Annotated in this window: 15 protein-coding genes and 4 pseudogenes; 14 read left to right on the top strand and 5 right to left on the bottom strand. The window is 74.6% G+C overall.

The genetic code is table 11. The features are described 5' to 3' along the window. Window positions 1-326 precede the first annotated feature (326 nt). Window positions 327-563: a hypothetical protein gene (locus V8690_RS00840; RefSeq protein WP_338775369.1), complete on the top strand. Its 237-nt coding sequence runs from the start codon at window positions 327-329 to the stop codon at window positions 561-563. A gap of 105 nt (window positions 564-668) precedes the next feature. On the opposite strand, the pseudogene V8690_RS00835 reads toward V8690_RS00840, so the two are convergent. Continuing rightward, window positions 669-1,060 (bottom strand): annotated as a pseudogene (locus V8690_RS00835) (hypothetical protein). Between the two features lie 10 nt (window positions 1,061-1,070). Here V8690_RS00835 and V8690_RS00830 point away from each other — a divergent pair. Both V8690_RS00830 and V8690_RS00825 read left to right on the top strand, forming a co-directional pair. After that, window positions 1,071-1,473, top strand: a pseudogene (locus V8690_RS00830) (alkaline phosphatase family protein); the annotation flags it as partial. A gap of 188 nt (window positions 1,474-1,661) precedes the next feature. Continuing rightward, a complete protein-coding gene (locus V8690_RS00825; protein ID WP_338775368.1) occupies window positions 1,662-3,320 on the top strand; it encodes a catalase in 1,659 nt (552 codons plus the stop codon). A 4-nt stretch (window positions 3,321-3,324) separates the two neighbouring features. On the opposite strand, the gene V8690_RS00820 is transcribed toward V8690_RS00825, so the two are convergent. Both V8690_RS00820 and V8690_RS00815 read right to left on the bottom strand, forming a co-directional pair. Next, a complete protein-coding gene (locus tag V8690_RS00820; RefSeq protein ID WP_338775367.1) occupies window positions 3,325-4,179 on the bottom strand; it encodes a fructosamine kinase family protein in 855 nt (284 codons plus the stop codon). A 267-nt stretch (window positions 4,180-4,446) separates the two neighbouring features. After that, complete coding sequence (locus V8690_RS00815; RefSeq protein ID WP_338775366.1) at window positions 4,447-4,797, bottom strand: hypothetical protein; 351 nt, start codon at window positions 4,795-4,797, stop codon at window positions 4,447-4,449. Between the two features lie 226 nt (window positions 4,798-5,023). Here V8690_RS00815 and V8690_RS00810 point away from each other — a divergent pair, with 226 nt between their 5' ends. Next, entirely contained in the window at window positions 5,024-5,347 is a 324-nt protein-coding gene (locus V8690_RS00810; RefSeq protein WP_338775365.1) for a hypothetical protein, read from the top strand. 22 nt (window positions 5,348-5,369) lie between these two features. On the opposite strand, the gene V8690_RS00805 is transcribed toward V8690_RS00810, so the two are convergent. Next, a complete protein-coding gene (locus V8690_RS00805) occupies window positions 5,370-5,903 on the bottom strand; it encodes a hypothetical protein (RefSeq protein ID WP_338775364.1) in 534 nt (177 codons plus the stop codon). Between the two features lie 209 nt (window positions 5,904-6,112). Here V8690_RS00805 and V8690_RS00800 point away from each other — a divergent pair, with 209 nt between their 5' ends. From V8690_RS00800 to rfaE2, 10 genes and pseudogenes are all read left to right on the top strand, one after another. Continuing rightward, window positions 6,113-6,640: a hypothetical protein gene (locus V8690_RS00800; RefSeq protein WP_338775363.1), complete on the top strand. Its 528-nt coding sequence runs from the start codon at window positions 6,113-6,115 to the stop codon at window positions 6,638-6,640. A gap of 1,131 nt (window positions 6,641-7,771) precedes the next feature. After that, window positions 7,772-8,737, top strand: coding sequence for an NAD-dependent epimerase/dehydratase family protein (locus V8690_RS00795; RefSeq protein WP_338775362.1), 966 nt, complete (start codon window positions 7,772-7,774; stop codon window positions 8,735-8,737). A gap of 68 nt (window positions 8,738-8,805) precedes the next feature. Next, entirely contained in the window at window positions 8,806-10,470 is a 1,665-nt protein-coding gene (locus V8690_RS00790) for a carbamoyltransferase C-terminal domain-containing protein (RefSeq protein WP_338775361.1), read from the top strand. Further along, window positions 10,467-11,540 (top strand): glycosyltransferase, encoded by a 1,074-nt coding sequence (locus V8690_RS00785; protein WP_338775360.1) that lies wholly within the window; start codon window positions 10,467-10,469, stop codon window positions 11,538-11,540. The genes V8690_RS00790 and V8690_RS00785 overlap by 4 nt, the downstream gene beginning before the upstream one ends. After that, window positions 11,537-12,256 carry an HAD family hydrolase gene (locus tag V8690_RS00780; RefSeq protein WP_338775359.1) on the top strand — a complete coding sequence of 240 codons (720 nt, stop codon included), beginning with the start codon at window positions 11,537-11,539 and terminating at the stop codon, window positions 12,254-12,256. The genes V8690_RS00785 and V8690_RS00780 overlap by 4 nt, the downstream gene beginning before the upstream one ends. Continuing rightward, window positions 12,253-13,326 carry a glycosyltransferase family 9 protein gene (locus tag V8690_RS00775; protein ID WP_338775358.1) on the top strand — a complete coding sequence of 358 codons (1,074 nt, stop codon included), beginning with the start codon at window positions 12,253-12,255 and terminating at the stop codon, window positions 13,324-13,326. Before V8690_RS00780 ends, V8690_RS00775 begins: the two co-directional genes overlap by 4 nt. Then, window positions 13,323-14,288 (top strand): glycosyltransferase, encoded by a 966-nt coding sequence (locus V8690_RS00770; protein WP_338775357.1) that lies wholly within the window; start codon window positions 13,323-13,325, stop codon window positions 14,286-14,288. Before V8690_RS00775 ends, V8690_RS00770 begins: the two co-directional genes overlap by 4 nt. Next, a pseudogene (locus tag V8690_RS00765) lies at window positions 14,285-15,563 on the top strand (glycosyltransferase). The gene V8690_RS00770 and the pseudogene V8690_RS00765 overlap by 4 nt, the downstream one beginning before the upstream one ends. Window positions 15,564-15,662: 99 nt before the next feature. Next, the gene (locus V8690_RS00760; protein WP_338775356.1) at window positions 15,663-16,298 is read left to right on the top strand and encodes an SIS domain-containing protein; all 636 of its coding nucleotides are present in this window, start codon (window positions 15,663-15,665) and stop codon (window positions 16,296-16,298) included. Next, window positions 16,295-17,701: a D-glycero-beta-D-manno-heptose 1-phosphate adenylyltransferase gene (gene rfaE2, locus V8690_RS00755; protein ID WP_338775355.1), complete on the top strand. Its 1,407-nt coding sequence runs from the start codon at window positions 16,295-16,297 to the stop codon at window positions 17,699-17,701. The genes V8690_RS00760 and rfaE2 overlap by 4 nt, the downstream gene beginning before the upstream one ends. A gap of 685 nt (window positions 17,702-18,386) precedes the next feature. Here rfaE2 and V8690_RS00750 read toward each other — a convergent pair. Further along, window positions 18,387-19,629, bottom strand: a pseudogene (locus tag V8690_RS00750) (MFS transporter). Between the last annotated feature and the right edge of the window lie 188 nt (window positions 19,630-19,817).

The raw sequence follows: 19,817 nt of genomic DNA, 5'->3' as shown, positions 1-19,817 counted from the left end.
AGAGTCGGGCAAGGCGGGGTCCGAGGTGCTCTGACGAGCCACCCGCAGCACAGTACACACCGTCATCGACCGATCTCGCACGGTGGAGCGGCACTTCATTCTGAAATTGACCAACGTCTGTTCGCTTCTGTGGCAACTGTCGGGATTGCCGTACGGGGGAGGGGAGTTGGTAGTGCGTGCGGGTCTGGCCGCCCGGCCGGAGGCCCGCGCAATGAGGACGTGATCAAGTGGTCACGGAACGTGATGCGGGCGGGCTGTGTGTCCGACCGGAGGACGGGTACCCGTCCGGCGCCTGAAGAGGTCCGCTCCGCAAGAAGGAGGTCCGAATGACCAGCGAGACGGAGACCGGCGGCGTGACCGGTACGCAGGACAAGGACTACAACCTGATCTGGTATGTCGAGGCGTGCCTGAACAACGCCCTGCGTCTGGAGAGCTACATCCAGGACGCGGAGCGTGCCAAGGACACCGAGGTCGCGGACCTGTTCCGCAAGGCCCAGGCGGACAGCCGCAAGGGTGCCGAACTGGGCAAGAGCCTCCTGCGCGCACGGCTCAACGGCGGCTGAGGCCTCACCAACCGGGGGCACACGGCCCGGACACCGCCGGCGGGCGGGTCCGGGCCTTTCGCGTGTCCGGGCGTGTCCGGGTGGCTGAACCACCCGGCCGGCCGGTCAGCCGGTGTAGACCCTGCCCTCCTTCACGACGTACTCCACGACGTACTCGGCCGGCTCGGAGCAGCCGAGAGACGGCGTGAGCAGCAGGCTCACCGTCAGCGGCGCGGGCTCGGTGCTCGCGGCCGGGAACTCGCAGACGGCACACTCGCCGGTGAGCGGGTACCAGAACCAGCCGTCCGCGTCGACCACGGTCACGCGGTCGGACTCCTTCCAGGCGCCGCCGGACTGCGTGTACACCTGGAGGCGCAACCGAGGCGGCGTACTCGTCCTCCGTCGAGCGCAGCGCGGTGAGAGTGATTCTTGTAGTCGGAGCCGAGGACGGACGAGGCGATCTGCCGGGTCTGCGGTGCGGTGGTGTCCGCGCCGGCCGCCCCTGGGGCGGCCGCCATCAGGACGGTGCACCTGGTCCCGCCGACCACGCCCGCCGGCACCCCGGACGAGTTCGTCCAGGTATTGCCGATCGGCGGCGGCTTCCGCGTCCCCGCCATCATCGTCTCGCCGTGGACGGTGGGCGGCTGGGTCGCCTCCGAGCCCTACGACCACACCTCCGCCCTCCAGTTCCCGGAGCGTTTCACCGACGTCGAGGAGCCCGACGTCACCGACTGGCGGCGGGCGGGCTTGGGCGGTTGACCTCCGCCTTCCGCTTCTCACACGGCCGGTCGCACCCGCCCCGCCTGCCCGACGACACGGCGGAACAGCTGCGCAAGGCCCGGCAGGAGGTCGCGACCCTGCCCGAACCGACGCTCCCGGGGCCGACCGGCGCTTCCCGCGGCAGGAGAGGGGCCGCCGGCCCCACGTGTGAGGACCGCGGCGGCGGTGCTGTCCCCGTCCGGACCCGGACAGCACCGCCGCCGGGCTCCCGACCCGCGCGAGGCACGTGACTGACCCCGCCCCGCCGGGTACCCGGGCGTTCCGCCACGACCGGCAGGGCGGCCGCTCGCGGCGCCGACCCGGTCGGCCGCCGGCCATGAGCCGAAGGAGCCCACGCATATGACGGACGTATCCGGTACCGGTCCCGCTCCGGGCGACGACCGCAAGGTCCTCACCAACCGCCAGGGCCATCCGGTCTACGACAACCAGAACCAGCGCACCGTCGGTCCCCGCGGCCCCGCCACGCTGGAGAACTACCAGTTCCTCGAGAAGATCAGCCACTTCGACCGGGAACGCATCCCCGAGCGCGTCGTGCACGCCCGCGGCGTCACCGCCTACGGCCACTTCGAGGCCTACGGCACCTGGGGCGACGAGCCGATCAGCCGCCACACCCGGGCGAAACTGTTCCAGGAACGCGGCAAACGCACGGACGTGGCCGTCCGCTTCTCCACTGTCATCGGCGGCCGCGACTCCTCCGAGGCCGCCCGCGACCCGCGTGGTTTCGCGGTGAAGTTCTACACGGAGGACGGCAACTGGGACCTGGTCGGCAACAACCTCGCCGTCTTCTTCATCCGTGACGCGATCAAGTTCCCGGACGTCATCCACGCCCTCAAGCCGGACCCGGTGACCTTCGAACAGCAGCCCCGGCGCATCTTCGACTTCATGTCGCAGACGCCCGAGGCCATGCACATGCTGGTCAACCTGTTCAGCCCGCGCGGGATCCCCGCGGACTACCGCCACATGCAGGGCTTCGGCGTCAACACCTACAAGTGGGTCAACGCCGACGGCGACACCAAGCTCGTCAAGTACCACTGGATGCCCAAGCAGGGTGTGCGCAGCATGACCGAGGAGGACGCGGCGAACGTCCAGGCCGACTCCCTCGGCCACGCCACCAAGGACCTGTACGAGGCCGTCGGGCGGGGCGACTACCCGGAGTGGGAGCTGGTCGTCCAGATGATGGACGACCACGACCACCCCGAGCTCGACTTCGACCCGCTGGACGACACCAAGACCTGGCCCGAGCAGGAGTTCCCGCCGAAGCCGGTCGGCCGGATGGTGCTCGACCGGATGCCGGAGAACTTCTTCGCCGAGAACGAGCAGATCTCCTTCGGCACCGGCGTCCTCGTCGACGGGCTGGACTTCTCCGACGACAAGATGCTGGTCGGCCGGACCTTCTCCTACAGCGACACCCAGCGCTACCGGGTCGGCCCGAACTACCTGCAACTGCCCGTCAACCAGGCCAAGAGCGCGGATGTGAGCACCAACCAGCGCGACGGCCAGATGACCTACCACGTGGACGGCGGCGGCGAGAACCCGCAGGTCAACTATGAGCCGTCGATCACCGGCGGCCTGCGCGAGGCCCGCTACCCGACCCATGACGAGCAGGGACCCGTGATCGAGGGGCGGCTCACCCGCAAGCGCATCCCCCGCACCAACGACTACATGCAGGCGGGCCAGCGCTACCTGCTCCTGGAGGACTGGGAGCGCGACGACCTGGTGAAGAACTTCACCGGCCTGCTGTCCCAGTGCGACCGGCCCGTCCAGGAGCGCATGGTCTGGCACTTCCTGCTGGTCGAGAACGACCTCGGTCTGCGGGTCGGCGAGGGACTGGGCATCGGCCCGGAGGACGTCGCCGGTCTGGAGCCGCTGGCGAGCCAGGACCTCACGGACGAGGACCGCGAACGCCTGGCCAACCTGGGCAAGAACCAGCCGCGCGACGTCGAGGGCCTCACCATGACCCACTGCGTGCCGGACGAACGGCACGTCGTGACCCGCTGACCCGTCACCCCGCCGGGACGCTACGGGCCACCGCGAGGGCCTGTTCCGCGTAACTGCGGCCGAACAGCACGGCGTGCACCAGCAGCGGGAACAGCTGGTGCACGCCGACGCGGTCCGCCCAGCCGTCGGCGAGCGGCACCTCCTCCTGATAGCCGTCCAGCACCTGCTCCAGGTGCGGGCAGCCGAACAGACGCAGCATCGCAAGATCGGTCTCGCGGTGCCCGCCGTGCGCGGCCGGGTCGATCAGCCGGACGTGCCCGTCGGCCCCCCACAGCACATTGCCGTTCCACAGATCGCCGTGCAGCCGCGCGGGCGGCTCGGCGGGCCCCGCCAGCCCCGGCAGCCGCTCGCACAGCCGCTCCACGACGGCCGCCTCCCCGGACCGGACGGTGCCCTGGTCGACCGCGCGCCGCAGATACGGCAGCACGCGATGCTCGGCGTACCAGCCCGGCCAGTCGGTGCCGGGCTCGTTGCGCATCGGGGCGAGCCCGATGTACGCGTCCGCCGGCCCGTCCGGTGGCGGCGCGCCGAACGCGGGCGCTCCGGCGGCGTGCAGGGCGGCCAGGTCACGGCCGAAGCGGACCGCCGCCTCCCGGCTCGGCCGCCCCTCCGTGACCCGGTCGACGACCAGCCAGTTCCCGTCATGGCCGTGCACGTCCGGTATCCGCACCGTGCGGGCCTCGGCCAGCCAGCGCAGCCCGGCCGCCTCGGCCCGCGTCGCGCCCGGACCGTCGGCACGCTTGACGATCACCACCCGCCCGTCGTCGAGCGTGACCTCGGCGAGGGCCCCGGACAGCGGCCGTTCCCCGGTGACCGCCCGCCCGGTGAGCCGGGCCACGGCATCCGTACGGGTGGTCATACGCGCCCCTCCTCAGGTACGAGCTTGATCGGCACTCAGAGTACGACCACGCCCTCAAGGGGCGCGGGGCTGTGCCGATGTGCGGCTCCGCCGCGGGGCGCGCCCAGCCCCCACGGCCCCCGCAGACGGCACTCAGCCATCGGACCCGCAATCGACGTCCAGCAACTGATTCGGTCGCGTCGGGTCCAGGTCCACGTACGCCGTGAAGTCGGCCTGGTCGGACCCGCCGTTCCAGTACGTGCTGACGGTCGCCCCACCGACCCCGGCTTACTGGGCCGTGGTCACCGCACCGACGCCGATCGACGCCGGGATGTTCTGCGCGCACAGCAGGACGCCGAACTCCGGGTTGGCCGCGACCTTCTCCTTGAGCTGCGGCGAGATCGCGTACGTGCGGGCGAAGTCCCCGGGGCCGTGCTCACCGTGGAAGTCCTTGAGGAAGGTGTGGGTCTCCTCGGCGGTGTACCGGTCCCCGGTGCCGGTGCCGGTGCCGGTGCCGGTGCCGGTGCCGGCGGCGGACGCGGCGGCGACCGGGACAGCCGCGGCGGCGATGCCGAGGGCGGCGACACAGCCGACGGCGAACGCGCGCCAGCGGTCCGGGCGTGCAGTGGTGCGGAACATTCTGGAGACCCCCGTTGTGGTCTTCTCTCCCGTGCTCCCCGCGCCGTGGCGGACCGTTCGCCCGGGAAGCCGATCGCTGGAGCAGACCTCTCGTACCCGGGCGGCCGTTGCACGCCACCCGGCGGCCGTTTCGATTCCGGGACATTCGCCACGCGCCGGTCACGCGGGACGGTGAAATCCCGCCGCCCGCCGACAGAACCGGCCGCCGCCGGGGGACCAGTCAGGCATGACGAGTTCACCGTTCCAGCGCACCATCGCCCTGCCCGCCCCTGTGTGCGAACAGGCCGTACAGCACCTGGAGCAGGCCGCACGCCGGGCCATCGACGGGGCCGCGATCCCCCTGAAGGCGTTCCGCGCGGCCGCCGACAACGACTTCACCTTCCCCGCGCCGGTCGTCGAGCAGGCGGCGTCCTGCCTGCTGGTCCTGGCCACCGAGACCGCCCAGACCGTACGTCCCTCCGCCCTGCGCGCCACCATCAGCGTCGCGCTGCGGTTGCGGGACGCCGTGGAACTGTCGCGTCAGCCGGCTCTCAGCAGCAGGTTCTGGTAAGGCAGGCCGACGGGGTGGTGCGTCAGGTCTCGCGGAAGGCGACCTCGACCTGCCTGCGGCGCAGTTCCTCCAGCGTGGCGCGCTGCCGCCGGGCCCGTTCGACGAGGTCGTCGAGCTGCCGCGCGTCGAGGCGCGCGTCCGTGGCGGCCAGGTCGCGGAGCGTCTGCCAGCCGGCCGTCTTGCCCTCGACCCCCAGACCCAGCGCCTCCAGCTCCCACAGCGTGCTCAGCGGGGACCGCCGCACCAGGCGGCCGTTGCTCTTCAGCCGGCCCACCTGCTCGGCAGCGCGGCCCGCGTAGACCTTGTAGCGCCGCACCGGGACGTCGAGCCGCCGCATGATGTGGAGCAGGCTCGCCCGGTCCTCGGCGATCTCGGCGGCGATCGGGGCCAAGGCGTCACCCAGCGCCGTACCCCGGCACGAGCGCGCCAGATAGCGAATCCGTGCGGTCCCGGCCGTGGCGCCGGCGAGATGGTCGTTGAGGTAGATGCCCAGCAGCGACATGTCAGTGGCCGCAGCACGCTGGGCGCCCGGCGGATCCGTTCGCTGTTCCGTCATGACACTGCTCCTGTCCTGCTCCGGCCCTGTGGGGCGGGTGCCCGGGCCCTCCACGGCGAAACGGGATCGACGTCCCTGCCCGAACCCCGCTTCAATGTGGCCGAGGCCACATCCAGGACGAGGTCCCCATCACGTCCGGGGGCGCCGGGCGGCGACTACCGTCTACGGGCAGATCCCCCACATCCCCACCCCTCTCGGACGGCCCGGCAGTGCAAGCAGATCTCTCTTGTGTCATCGCGGCGACCGCCCAGTGGCTGACGCGCGCCTTCCCCGCCTCCGGCGGCGCGCTCGCCTCCGCGCTGTGCGAGGTGCAGGCCCGGCAGGCCGTGACGGTCGCGGCATGGCTCAGGTACCCGACCGAGATGGACGCCGCGCTGGTCGGCGTGGCGGGCCCCGGCGGCTCCGCGCGGCTGGACTGGGTCACCGGCACCGACGCCTCCCTGGGCGACGATGTGGACGCGCACGCCTGGCGCACCTGGGTGGACGAGGTCGTGGCGAGCTGGGCGGCCAGTCTGCTCACCGACCCGGAGCTGGCCGCCCTGGCGGTGGCCGCGCTCGCCGACGGCAGCCACAGCACCGGCACACCGGCCGAGTTCCGCCGGCTCGTCGCGCCCGACGACAGCGACCAGCGCGCCGCCGCCCTGCTGCGCCACCCCGACCTGCTCGCCCCGGTGGCCGAACTGCACCACTCCCAACTCCTCGACCGCCTGCATCCGGGCCGCACGCTGATCGCCTGACGCGGGAGGTCTCCCTGACGGGGCCCGCCCCACCTGCTCACGGCGCCCTCGGTCCGCCGGCCTTCGGTGGTGTCTGACTGCCGGTCCGTGGCGGCTTCGGCTCGCCGGTCCGCGGCGGCGTTGGCCGTCAAACCCGGGGTGGGCGTGTCTGTCGACTCATGCGGCGCCCGGCCCCGGTCCGGGACGGCATCGGCCTCTCGATCCGCGACGGCGCTGGTCCGCACAACCGCGCGGTGTCGCGGATCTGGCCCCACTGGTGGTGGGCCCGGTCCCCGGCGGCCTCGACGGTGGACGCCCTCCGGCGCCTGCCCGGCGTCCAGGCGGACGGTGGCCACCGTCCGCCTGGTGTGGCAGCTGCGGCCCGCGCCCTCGGTGACGCCCGCGGCGGCGTTGGCTGATCGGCCCGGGTGGGCGTATCTGGAGGGCCGCGGGCCGATGCGCCGGGAGCGCAACCCCCGCAACCTTGTCGGCCCGGGCGGCGCTGCTCCCCGGTCCGCGGTGGCGTTGGCCTCCCGGTTCGCGGTGGGGCTGCTCCCCGGTCCGCGGTGGCGTTGGCCTCCCGGTTCGCGGTGGGGCTGCTCCCCGGTCCGCGGTGGCGTTGGCCTCCCGGTTCGCGGTGGGGCTGCTCCCCGGTCCGCGGTGGCGTTGGCCTCCCGGTTCGCGGTGGGGCTGCTCCCCGGTCCGCGGTGGCGTTGGCCTCCCGGTTCGCGGTGGGGCTGCTCCCCGGTCCGCGGTGGCGTTGGCCTCCCGATTCACGGCGGTGCTGCCCCGAACCGCGACAGCGTTGGCCTCCCTCTTCGCGACGGCGTCGGCCCGCAGGCCTGCGGCGGCCTCCGTCTGCCGGACCGGCGCGGTCTCCGCCCGCCGATCCGAGCCCTGCCTCGCACGCCCGTCGCAGGCCGGACGAGCACCCCCGCTCCCAACTATCCAGCCCCACCCGACCTGCGCGAACAGCCGGTAACCCCTACCCCTCACCCTCCGTGACTCACCGGTTTGCCGTACGCGACCGTGCCCCAGTCGCACCGTCGGCGGACGCTGATCGTGGGCTCGACGGTCTCCGGCCACCCTCGGCGGTCCGAGGCGCACACCGTCGTGCCGGGCAGTGACGCCGCTGACGGAGGAGAGACCGAGATGACCACCGCCCTCTCACGGAGCTGGGAACACGCCGTCGTCACGGGCGGTGCCGGGTTCGTCGGCTCCCACCTGTGCGCCGCCCTGCTGGACGCGGGCGCGGCCGTCACCTGCGTGGACGACTTCAGCACCGGCCGGCCCGAGAACATATCCCCGATGCTCGACCAGCCCGGCTTCACGCTCGTGCAGGCCGACGTCGCCGAGGGCCTGCGGATCAAGCGAACGCCCGACCTCGTCCTGCACTTCGCCTCCCCGGCGTCCCCCGCGGACTACCTGCGACTGCCGCTGCACACCATGGAGACGGGCAGCGTCGGCACCCGCAACGCCCTGGAACTCGCACGGTCCTCCCACGCCCGGTTCGTCCTCGCCTCGACGTCCGAGGTCTACGGCGACCCGCAGCAGAACCCCCAGAACGAGCGCTACTGGGGCAACGTCAACCCGGTCGGCCCGCGCAGCGTCTACGACGAGGCCAAACGCTTCGGCGAGGCGCTGACCACCGCCCACGCCGACACCCACGGCACCGACACCTGCATCGTGCGGCTGTTCAACACCTACGGCCCGCGGATGCGCGGCCACGACGGACGCGCGGTGCCGACCTTCGTACGGCAGGCCCTGGCCGGCGAGCCCCTCACCGTGACCGGCGACGGCCGCCAGACCCGGTCGCTGTGCTACGTCGACGACACCGTGCGCGGCATCCTCGCGGCGGCCGCCCACGGCATGCGAGGCCCCGTCAACATCGGCAACCCGACCGAGATCACCATGCTCGACCTGGCCCGCCTGGTCGTCGAACTCGCCGGCTCCCCGTCGGAGATCCGCTTCATCGAACGCCCGGTGGACGACCCGGCCGTGCGCTGCCCGGACATCACGCTGGCCCGCGACAAGCTCGGCTGGGAACCGCAGGTGCGCGCCGAGGAGGGGCTGCGGCGCACGATCGCCTGGTTCCGCGAGGACGGGACCGACGACTGACCCGCCCGGGCACCCCCCGCACCACCGCGTCCGGTTCCCTCCCGACCGCCGAAAGGCCCGCCACCCCCATGCGCATCCTCGGAATCAACGCCCTCTTCCACGACCCCGCCGCCGCCTTGGTGATCGACGGGCGGACCGTCGCCGCCGCGGAGGAGGAGCGGTTCTCCCGGCGCAAGCACGGCAAGCGACCCCTGCCGTTCTCCGCCTGGGAGCTGCCCGAGAAGGCCGCCGCCTGGTGCCTGAAGCGGGCCGGGCTGCGCCCGCAGGACCTCGACGCGGTCACCTACTCCTTCGACCCGGCACTCGCCCGGCCCGCCGAGGACATGGGCCTGGACGACCCGTGGGACCACCTGCGGCTGATCTACGCGCGCGAGGCGCCCGGATTCCTGCGGACGGCCCTGCCCGGCCTCGCCCCCGGCATCGTCCGCTTCGTGCCGCACCACATGGCCCACGCCGCCTCCAGCGCCTTCGCCGCGCCGGACGCCGGCGACTCCTCCGTCCTGGTCCTGGACGGCCGCGGCGAGCGCGCCTCCCACCTGGCCGCACGCCGCGTGGGGGACCGGCTGGAGGCGCTGCACGCCCAGGACCTGCCGCACTCGCTCGGCCTCGTCTACGAGGAACTCACCGAACACCTCGGCTTCCTGCGCTCCTCCGACGAGTTCAAGGTGATGGCGCTCGCCTCCCACGGCACCCCGCGCATGCTCACCGAACTGCGCCGCCACGTGTACCCCACCGGCGACGGCGGCTTCCACGCCACCGGGGTGCCGTGGCAGGAGCTGTGCGCGCCGCGCCGCGCCGACGAGCCGTGGACACAGGATCACGCCGACGTGGCCGCGAGTGCCCAGGCCGTGCTGGAGGAGACGCTGCTCGACCTCGTGCGCTGGCTGCACGGCCGTACTCACGACCGGGTGCTCACCCTCGCCGGTGGCATCGCCCTCAACTGCGTCGCCAACTCCCGTATCGCCCGCGAGGGCCCCTTCTCCCGGGTGTGGGTGCAGCCCGCCGCCGGAGACGCCGGTACCGCCCTGGGCGGCGCCCTGCTGCTGTCCGCCGGCGAGGGCGAGGAACCGGAGCCCATGACCGGCGCCGACCTCGGCCGGGACTGGTCCGACGCGGAGCTCGGCGCCTGGCTGAAGACGGCCGCCGTCCCCTTCGAACGGCCCCCGGACATCGCCGCCTCCGTCGCCCGGGCCCTCGCGGACAACGCGATCGTCGCATGGTTCCAGGGGCGTTCCGAGTACGGCCCCCGGGCGCTCGGCCACCGCTCGCTGCTCGCCCACCCGGGGCACGCGGGCAACCTGGAACGGCTCAACGACGTCAAGGGCCGCGAGCAGTTCCGCCCCGTCGCGCCGATGGTCCTCGCCGACCGTGCCGCCGACATCTTCGACGGCCCGCTGCCCAGCCCGTACATGCTGTTCGTGCACGACGTCGCCCCGGCCTGGCGGGACCGCATCCCTGCCGTCGTCCATGTCGACGGCACTGCCCGCATCCAGACCGTCGACCCGGGCCGCGAGCCGCTGGTGGCCCGCATGCTCGGCGAGTTCGAGCGGCTCACCGGGCTGCCAGTGGTCGTCAACACCAGCCTCAACACCGCCGGGCGGCCCATGGTCGACGACCCGCGCGACGCCCTGGAGTGCTTCGGCTCCTCGCCCGTCGACCTGCTGGCCATCGGCCCGTACGCCGTCCGCCGCGGCGACCTGTTCCGTTCCGAGGACGCCGGAGGCCTGCGATGACCGAGGCCGACACCCGCACAGGGGACGCCGAGTACGCCGTCGTCGTCCCCACCCTCGGCCGGCCCAGTCTGCGCGTGTGCCTGCACGCCCTGGCCGAGGCGAGCGGACCGGGGCCGGTCCGGGTGGTCCTCGTCGACGACCGGCCCGACCCGGCCCGGTCGCCCCTCACCGCCGACGTCCCGCCGTCCCTGCGCTCGCGCACCATCGTCGTACCCGGTGGGGCGCGCGGCCCCGCCGCCGCACGCAACCTCGGCTGGCGGGCGGCCGGTGACGTGCCCTGGATCGTCTTCCTCGACGACGACGTCGTGCCCGGGCCCACCTGGGGCGACGACCTCACGCTCGACCTGGCCGCGGCGACGGAGCGGACCGCCGGGATCACCGCCCGGATCGAGGTGCCGCTGCCAGCCGACCGCCGCCCGACCGACTGGGAACGCAGCACGGCCGGACTCGCCGGCGCCCGCTGGATCACCGCCGACACGGCGTACCGCCGCGCCGCGCTGGCCGCCGTCGGCGGATTCGACGAGCGCTTCCGGCGGGCCTTCCGGGAGGACGCCGACCTCGCCCTGCGCATCCTCGACGCCGGCTGGACGCTCATCGGGGGCCGGCGCACCACCACCCACCCCGTGCGGGCGGCCGGCCGCTGGATCTCCGTCCGTCTCCAGGCCGGCAACGCCGACGACGTGCTGATGACCCGGCTGCACGGCCGCCACTGGTGGCGCCGGGCCGAGGCGCCCCGCGGGCGGCTGCCCGTGCACCTGGCCCTGACCGGAGCGGGGGTGACGGCGCTCGGCTGCGCCCTGCTCGGCCGGCACCGACTGGCCGGGGGCTGCGCCGCCGCATGGCTGGTCGGCACGACCGAGTTCGCCCTGGCCCGGATCCTGCCCGGGCCGCGCACCAGCGACGAGGTGCTCACCATGGCCCTGACCAGCGTGCTCGTCCCACCGGCCGCGACCTGGCACTGGCTGCGCGGGCGACTCGCGCATCGTACGGCCCGGCCGCTCTCCCCGCTCGGGACCGGCGAGCCGGCGCCCGCGCCCCGCCCGGCGGTCAGGGAACGGCTGCGGTCATGACCCGGCCCACCGGTCCTTGGCTGCTCTCCGGGGCGCACGGGCCCACCGGCGTGCGGCAGCCCCCGTACGACCCCGGCGGCCCGCTTCCCGCGGCTGTCCTGTTCGACCGTGACGGCACGCTCGTCGCCGACGTCCCCTACAACGGGGACCCGGCGCGGGTCGCGCCCATGCCGAGGGCCCGGGAGGCCGTCGACGCCGTGCGCGCCGCCGGGATCCCCGTCGGCGTCGTGACCAACCAGTCGGGCGTGGCCCGCGGCCTGCTGACCCCTCGCCAGGTCGAGGAGGTGCGCCTGCGGGTGGAGGAGCTGCTCGGGCCGTTCGCCGTCTGGGCCGTGTGCCCGCACGGGCCGGAGGAGGGCTGCGGCTGCCGCAAACCGGCCCCCGGCCTGGTGGTGGCCGCGTGCCGAGGGCTCGGCGTGCCGCCCGAGCGCACCGTCGTCATCGGCGACATCGGGGCCGACGTGGAGGCCGCGCGGGCTGCGGGTGCCCGCGGTGTCCTGGTTCCGACGGCGGTCACCCGGCCCGAGGAGGTCAGGGAGGCCGACGCCACGGCAGCGGACCTGGTCGAGGCGGTACGCCTGGCCCTCGACCAGACCGTGCCGACGGGGGAGTGGCAAAGCGGCCCGGCGGGGCCAGGCGACACACGCCGTCGCCGGGCCGCGCAGGCAGCGGTACCGCGCCGTCACCACACCCTGCCGACGGGGGAGCCGCGATGACCCCCTTCCGCTCCCGCAGCCGCCTGCCCCGGACCCTCGTCGTCCGCCTCGACAGCGCCGGAGACGTGCTCCTGGCCGGGCCCGCCGTGCGGGCCGTCGCGGCCGGGTCCTCGTACACCGCGCTGCTGTGCGGGCCGCAGGGCGCCGCGGCGGGGCGGATGCTGCCCGGGGCGGACGACGTACTGACCTACGACGCCCCCTGGGTCGGGCTCGAGCCGCCGCCGGTCACGCGGGCGGCCACCCGGCAGTTGATGGAGACGCTCACGGCGGGCCGCTTCGACCGGGCGCTCGTCCTCGTGTCGTACCACCAGAGCCCGCTGCCGATCGCCCTGCTGCTGAGGCTCGCCGGGACCGGATGGACCGCCGCTGACAGCGAGGACTACCCGGGCGCGCTGCTCGACCTGCGGCACCGCAGACCACCGCACCGCCACGAGGTCCTGGCCGCCCTCGACCTGGCCCGCGCCGCCGGCTTCCCCCTTCCGCCCGGCGACGACGGCCGACTGCGCGTCACACCGCCGCCCCGCACCACCCACCTCACGGGCCCTGAGCCGTACGTCGTCGTCCACCCCGGTGCCGCCGTCCCCGCCCGGGCCTGGACCCCCGGCCGGGCGGCACGAGCCGTGGCCGCCCTGTCCGCCGAGGGATACCGGGTCGTCGTCACCGGGGGCCGCGACGAGCGGGAGCAGACCGCCCGGGTCGCAGGGCGGCACGCACTGGACCTCGGCGGCGCCACCGACCTGCCGCACCTGGCCGGAGTCCTCGCCGGGGCGCAGGTCGTGGTGGCCGGGAACACCGGCCCGGCCCATCTCGCCGCCGCCGTCGGCACACCCGTCGTCAGCCTCTTCGCACCGGTCGTCCCGGCCGAACGGTGGGCGCCCTACGGCGTACCGCACGTCCTGCTCGGCGACCGGCAGGCCGCGTGCGCGGACACCCGGGCCCGGCACTGCCCCGTGCCGGGGCACCCCTGCCTGGACGGCATCGGCGACGCCGAGGTGCTCGCCGCCGTGGCGGCCCTCACGGACCACCCGGCGGACCAAGGAGAACAGACGGAGCGAGGAGCGGCCGTATGAACATCCTGCTGTGGCACGTGCACGGCTCCTGGACGACCGCGTTCGTCCAGGGCCCGCACTCCTACCTCGTCCCCGTCACCCCGGGCCGCGACCCGGACGGCCTGGGGCGGGCCCGCACCTTCCCCTGGCCCGCCTCGGTGCGCGAGGTCACCCCCGACGAACTCCGCGACACGCCCGTCGACCTGGTCCTCCTGCAACGGCCGCACGAACCGGAGCTGGCCGAACGCTGGCTCGGCGGACGCCGCCCCGGCCGGGACGTGCCCGCGCTGTACCTGGAGCACAACGCGCCCGACGGCGACGTACCGGACACCCGGCATCCGTGCGCCGACCGCGCCGACCTGACGATCGTGCACGTCACGCACTTCAACCGGCTGTTCTGGGACTGCGGCACCACCCGCACCGAGGTCGTCGAACACGGCGTCGTCGACCCGGGCCACCGCTACACCGGCCGGCTCGCCCGCGCCGCCGTCGTCGTCAACGAACCCGTGCGACGCGCCCGGTACACCGGTACGGACCTGCTGTCCGCCCTGGCCGAGGCGGTGCCGCTCGACGTGTTCGGCATGGGCACCGAGGGCCTGGCCGGCCACCTCGGCCTGCCGCCCGACCGGTGCCGCACCGCCGAGCTGCCCCAGAGCGAGTTGCACACGGCCATGGCCGAACGCCGCATGTACCTGCACCCGGTGCGCTGGACCTCCCTCGGCCTGTCCCTGCTGGAGGCGATGCACCTCGGACTGCCCGTCCTGGCCCTCGCCACCACCGAGGCCGTCGAGGCGGTTCCGCCCGGCGCGGGCACCCTCTCCACCCGCCCCGACGTCCTGGCCCGCGCCGCCCGCCGCTACCTCCACGAGCCCGAGGCCGCGGTCGCGGACGGGGCCCGGGCCCGGCGGGCGGCCCTCGAACGCTACGGGCTCAAGCGCTTCCTGACCGACTGGGAACGCCTGATCACGGAGGTGTGCTCATGACCCCGTCCCTCAGCCCCTTCCCCACCGGACCGCTCGGCGGCGACCCCCTCGACCCGGGCGTCCTCGCCATCGCGCTCGTCTCGGAGCACGCGAGTCCGCTCGCCGCGCTCGGCGGGGTCGACGCCGGCGGACAAGAACGTCCACGTCGCCTGCCTCGCCGGTGCCCTCGCCGACCGCGGCCACCGCGTCACCGTCTACACCCGCCGTGACGCGCCCGACCTGCCCTGCCGGGTGGAGCTGCGCGACGGCGTCGAGGTGCACCACGTCCCCGCCGGACCGGCCGAGCCCCTCCCCAAGGACGAACTCCTGCCGCACATCGGCGAGTTCGGCCGCCATCTGACCCGCTGCTGGCGCACCCGGGCCCCCGACCTCGTGCACTCGCACTACTGGATGTCGGGCCTGGCCGCACTGCGCGCGACCCGCGCACACGCGCTGCCCCTGCTGCACACCTATCACGCCCTCGGCACCGTGAAGCGACGGCACCAGCGCCACGCCGACACCAGCCCGCCGGAGCGGATCCCCGGCGAGATCGAGATCGGGCTGGGCTGCGACCGTGTCGTCGCCACCTGCCGGGACGAGGCCGCCGAACTCACCCGCATGGGCATACCCCGGCACAAGATCGGCATCGTGCCGTGCGGCGTCGACCCCGACCGGTTCACCCCGAAGGGCCCGGCCGCGCCGCGCGGACCGTACCCGCACCGGCTGCTCCAGCTGGGCCGGCTGGTGCCGCGCAAGGGCGCCGCGGTGGCCGTCGCCGCGCTGGCCCTGCTGCCCGGCACTGAACTCGTCGTGGTCGGCGGACCGCCCGCGGACCGGCTCGACGACGACCCGGAGGTGCGCCGGCTGCGCGGCATCGCCCGGGACGCCGGCGTCGCCGACCGGGTCCGCTTCACCGGGGCCGTGCCCAGCGAGGAGGTGCCGCCGCTGCTGCGCTCCGCCGACGCCGTGGTGTGCCCCGCCGACTACGAACCCTTCGGCATCGTCCCGCTGGAAGCCATGGCCTGTGGCGTGCCCGTCGTGGCCAGCGCGGTCGGCGGGCAGCTCGACACCATCGCCGACCCGGGCACCGGACGGCTGGTGCCGCCCCGCGACCCGGAGGCCCTGGCCCGCGCCGTCGCCGGCCTGCTCGCCGACCCGGCGGCACGCCGGGCGTGCGGGGCGGCCGGCCGACGCCGGGTCCTGAGCCGCTACGGCTGGGGCCAGGTCGCCGCGGCCACCGAGGCCGCCTACTGCGAGGTTCTCGACGCCGAGCCCGCCGCGACGGGTGCCGGCTGAACCGCCCCGCCCCCGACCCGCCGACAGCCGCCGACGCCCGAAGACCGAAGGAGGTGCGGGTCCGCCGCCGTCCACCCAACGGCGACACGCCCGAACAGCATGAGCGAACACCCTGCACAGCCCGCGCTCGATGCCGCCCGCCTGCACTGCCGGTCACTGGAAGAGGCACTCGCCCGGTTCCGCCGGCACGGCCTCGAACGGATCGCCGACTGGGGCGGCCGGCTCGCCGACGTCCTCACCGGCGGCGGCCGGCTGCTCGCCGCGGGCAACGGCGGCAGCGCCGCCCAGGCCCAGCACCTCACCGCCGAACTGGTCGGCCGCTACCGCCGGGAACGCCCCGCCTACTCCGCGCTCGCCCTGCACGCCGAGACCTCCAGCGTGACCGCCATCGGCAACGACTACGGCTTCGACCACGTCTACGCCCGCCAGGTCAGCGCCCACGGCCGCCCCGGCGACATCCTGATGCTGCTGTCCACCTCCGGCCGCAGCGCCAACCTCATCGCCGCGGCCGTGACCGCCCGGCAGGCCGGACTGCGCGTCTGGGCGCTCACCGGACGCGGCCCGAACCCCCTCGCCCAAGCCGCCCACGAAGCCCTGTGCATCGACGCAGGCAGCACCGCGAACGTCCAGGAGACCCACCTCGTCGCCGTCCACCTGCTCTGCGAGTGCTTCGACACGGCCGTTTCCACGCCGCTCGCACGGCGCACGGTCCTCACCCACGGGAGCACGTCATGACCGGACCGGAACCGCTCGCGGTCGTCGGGGACGTCCTCCTCGACGAGGACATCGAAGGCGTCTCCACCCGGCTCTCCCCGGACGCCCCCGCCCCCGTCGTCGACGTCACCGGAGACCGGCGGCACCCGGGAGGAGCCGGACTGGCCGCCGCACTCGCCGCCCGCGGCGGCCGGGACGTGGTCCTGGTGACCGCGCTCGGCGACGACGAAGCCAGCGAGGCCGTACGGCGTGACCTGCGTGGCCGGGTCCGGCTGCTGGAGCTCCCGCTCAAGGGCACCCTGCCGGTCAAGACCCGCGTCCTCGCGGGCGGCCGGCCCGTCGTACGCATCGACCGGGGCGGCGGCACCCCCGGCGAACCCGACGACGCGGTCCGGGAGGCACTGGCGAGCGCCCGCGCGATCCTGGTCGCCGACTACGGGCGCCACACCGCGGGCGCCCTGCGGCCGCACCTCGAGGACGCCGCCCGCCGCACACCCCTGGTGTGGGACCCGCATCCCAACGGCGACCCGCCCGTGCCCGGAGCCCGGCTCGTCACCCCCAACGCGGCGGAGGCACGAGCCCTGCACCCCGGCTCCGGAGGGACGTCCTTGGGCGCGTACGCCGAGCGCGGGACGCGGCTCGCGGAGCGCTGGCGGGCCGCGGGCGTCGCCGTCACCCTCGGTGACCGAGGGGTGCTGCTGGCCCGGCCCGGCTCCGGTACGCCGATGCTCGTCCCCGTGCCCTACCGGGCCGCCGGGGACCCGTGCGGCGCGGGCGACTGCTTCGCCGCGACGACGGCGGCGGCCCTCGCCGACGGCCTGCTGCCCGAGGAGGCGCTGCAACGGGCCGTCGCCGAGGCCGCCGCTTTCGTCGCGGCCGGCGGCGCGGGCAACCCCGACCTGTGGCGGACCGAGCCGCCGCCCGGCCCCGCGGACGACGCCGCGACCGACGCGTTCGCCCTCGCGGAGAGCGTCCGTGCCCGGGGCGGCACCGTGGTCGCCACCGGCGGCTGCTTCGACCTGGTGCACGCCGGTCACGTCGGCCTGCTGGAGAGCGCGCGGCGCATCGGCGACTGCCTCATCGTGTGCCTGAACTCCGACGCGTCCGTCACCCGCCGCAAGGGCCCGTGCCGCCCGCTCAACCCGGCGGCGGACCGCGCCCGCGTCCTCGCCGCGCTCGGCAGCGTCGACGCCGTCGTGGTGTTCGAGGAGGACACCCCCGAGGCGGTACTGGCCCGGCTGCGCCCGGACGTCTGGGTCAAGGGCGGCGACTACTCCGTCCAGGACCTGCCCGAGGCGGAGGTGCTCCGCACCTGGGGCGGCCAGGCCGTGGTCCTGCCCTACCTCGACGGCCGCTCCACGACCCTGCTGACCCGCCGAGCGGCAAAGGCGGCGACGGCGGCCCTGCGGCCGTCGGGCTCCTGACGATGTGGGGCTGACCGGCCGCTGACGGGACCCTCGGGGGCAGCCCGTGCCGGGCCGGTCAGTCGTGGGGGCTCTGCGGATACCTCCGGGTGAGCCGGGCTGGCCGGGGCGTGAGGACGCCTCCGGGTGAGCCGGGCTGGCCGGCCACTCGGGCCCCGCGGCAGCCCTGCTGTCACCTCGGGCGGGACAGGCAGATCTCCCGGGCGGAAGCCCTCTGACCAGCCGCTCGGACCTGCGGACCCCCTCCGGGACAGCCCGGCCGGTCGATCGCAGCGGCTTTGTGGGGGGTCTCCCCAGCTGCGGCGGCCGATCAGCCGTGGGGGCTGCGGATCTGTCAGTGGCAGCTGCGGCTGCCCGGTCGTAGTGGTCGTGCGGGTCGCAGTGGCGGTCGACCAGCCGCGTAGGCTCTGCGGCCCTTCAGTGGCAGCTGCGGCTGCCCGATCGCCGATCGTGCGGCCCTGCGGGGTTTCTCCGGCAGCGGCGGCCGACCAGTCGTGTGGGGCGCCTCCAGCGCAGGCCGGCCAACCACCCCTGGAACCTGCGGTCCCCTCCGGGGCAACCGGCCGGCCGAAGCTGCGGCCCTGCGGGATCGCTCCAGCAGCCGCCGCCGACCAGCCGTGCATGCCCTGGAAACCACTTCAAACAGGCGCGGCCACCAGTCGCTGTGCCCCCGTCACGTCCCCGCTCAGGCCGCCGTGCTCAGCGCCGGCTGCCCCTGGACGTCGCCCTCCTCCGTCCGGATCACCACAGGCGTCGTGGTGCGGCGCTGCCGCAGCAGGTAGCCCGCGCCGATCGCGCCGGCGATGAGCAGGCCGCCGGTGACGAGGGCGCCACGGGCGCCGGCCAGTTCCATGAGGAGGCCGAGGGCGGGCGGGCCGCCCAGGCTCCATACCGTGCCGATGCTGCCCCACACGCCCAGCACGCGACCCCGCAGGTGGGCGGGCGGGTCGGTCTGGAGGACGGCCGTGCCGGCCGTATCGGAGACGGACTCCACCACGGCCATCGGCAGCACGAGCACGATCAGCACCGCGAGCGACGGCGACAGCCCCGCCACCACCTGGAGCAGCGCCCCGGCCGCCGCCAACGCCCCCACGAGCCGCACGGACGGCCAGGCGCAGCCGGGCGCCGAGGACCGCGCCGAGGATGCCGCCGACGGCGAGCACGGTCGACACCGTTCCGAACGAACCGGCACCACCCGCGAGCGGCCCCGTGACGAGCACGGCCAGGGTGAGTCCGTAGTTGCGGCCGAACACCGCGCTGATCCCGGTCACCCCGGCGAGCGCCATCAGACGCGGCCGCCGTGCGAAGAAGGCCAGCCCCTCGCGCACGGACATGTCCGAGCCGGTGCGCTTCGGGCCCACCGCGACCTCCCGCACCGCTCCGGCAGCCGGCCGCAGGAACGGAATGACCGAGGCCACGAACAGGAACGACACGCCGTTCGCGAAGTACGCCGCGGACGTGCCGAGGAACCCCACCGCCACACCGGCCATGGCCGCTCCCACGAGCCGGCCCGACTGGTGCACCAGCGCCCCGACCCCGATGGCCGAGGGCACGTCCTCCGCCGGGACGAGATCGTTGCCCAGCAGCGCACACGCAGGGTTGTCGACGGTCGCGACGACACCCGTGACGGCGGCCAGCACCATCAGGGAGGTCATGTCGAGCCGGTCCAGCGCCACGAGCACGGCCGTGGTGAACGCGACAGCGCCGAGCAGCGCCTGGCTCACGGCCGCAGTCAGCTTGCGGGGCCACCGGTCGACGGCCGCGCCGCCGAGGACGCTCATCAGCAGGGCGGGGGCGGCCTGCACGGACATGGACAGCCCCGTAGCGGCGGCGGACCCGGTGATCTCGAGGACCAGCAGGTTCTGCACCGTGAGCTGCATCCACGTACCGGCGTTCGACACGAAGTTCGCGACGGACCACCAGCGCATGCTGCGGTACCGCAGCGACCGCCAGGGCGAGCGCGAGACGGACTGGGCAGGGGAGGGCGAGGAAGACACAGTGCGGTACTCGCAAGACGAGTCGGAGGACTCAGCAGGAGGGGGACGAGGAGAACGAGAAGCACCGGCTGCGCTGCGCGGTGGCTCCCCTCGCCGGATACGGCGCCGACCATCGTGGC

It is taken from the genome of Streptomyces sp. DG1A-41 (assembly GCF_037055355.1).
Taxonomy (GTDB): Bacteria; Actinomycetota; Actinomycetes; order Streptomycetales; family Streptomycetaceae; genus Streptomyces.
This window is presented reverse-complemented; position numbering and strand designations above follow the sequence as displayed.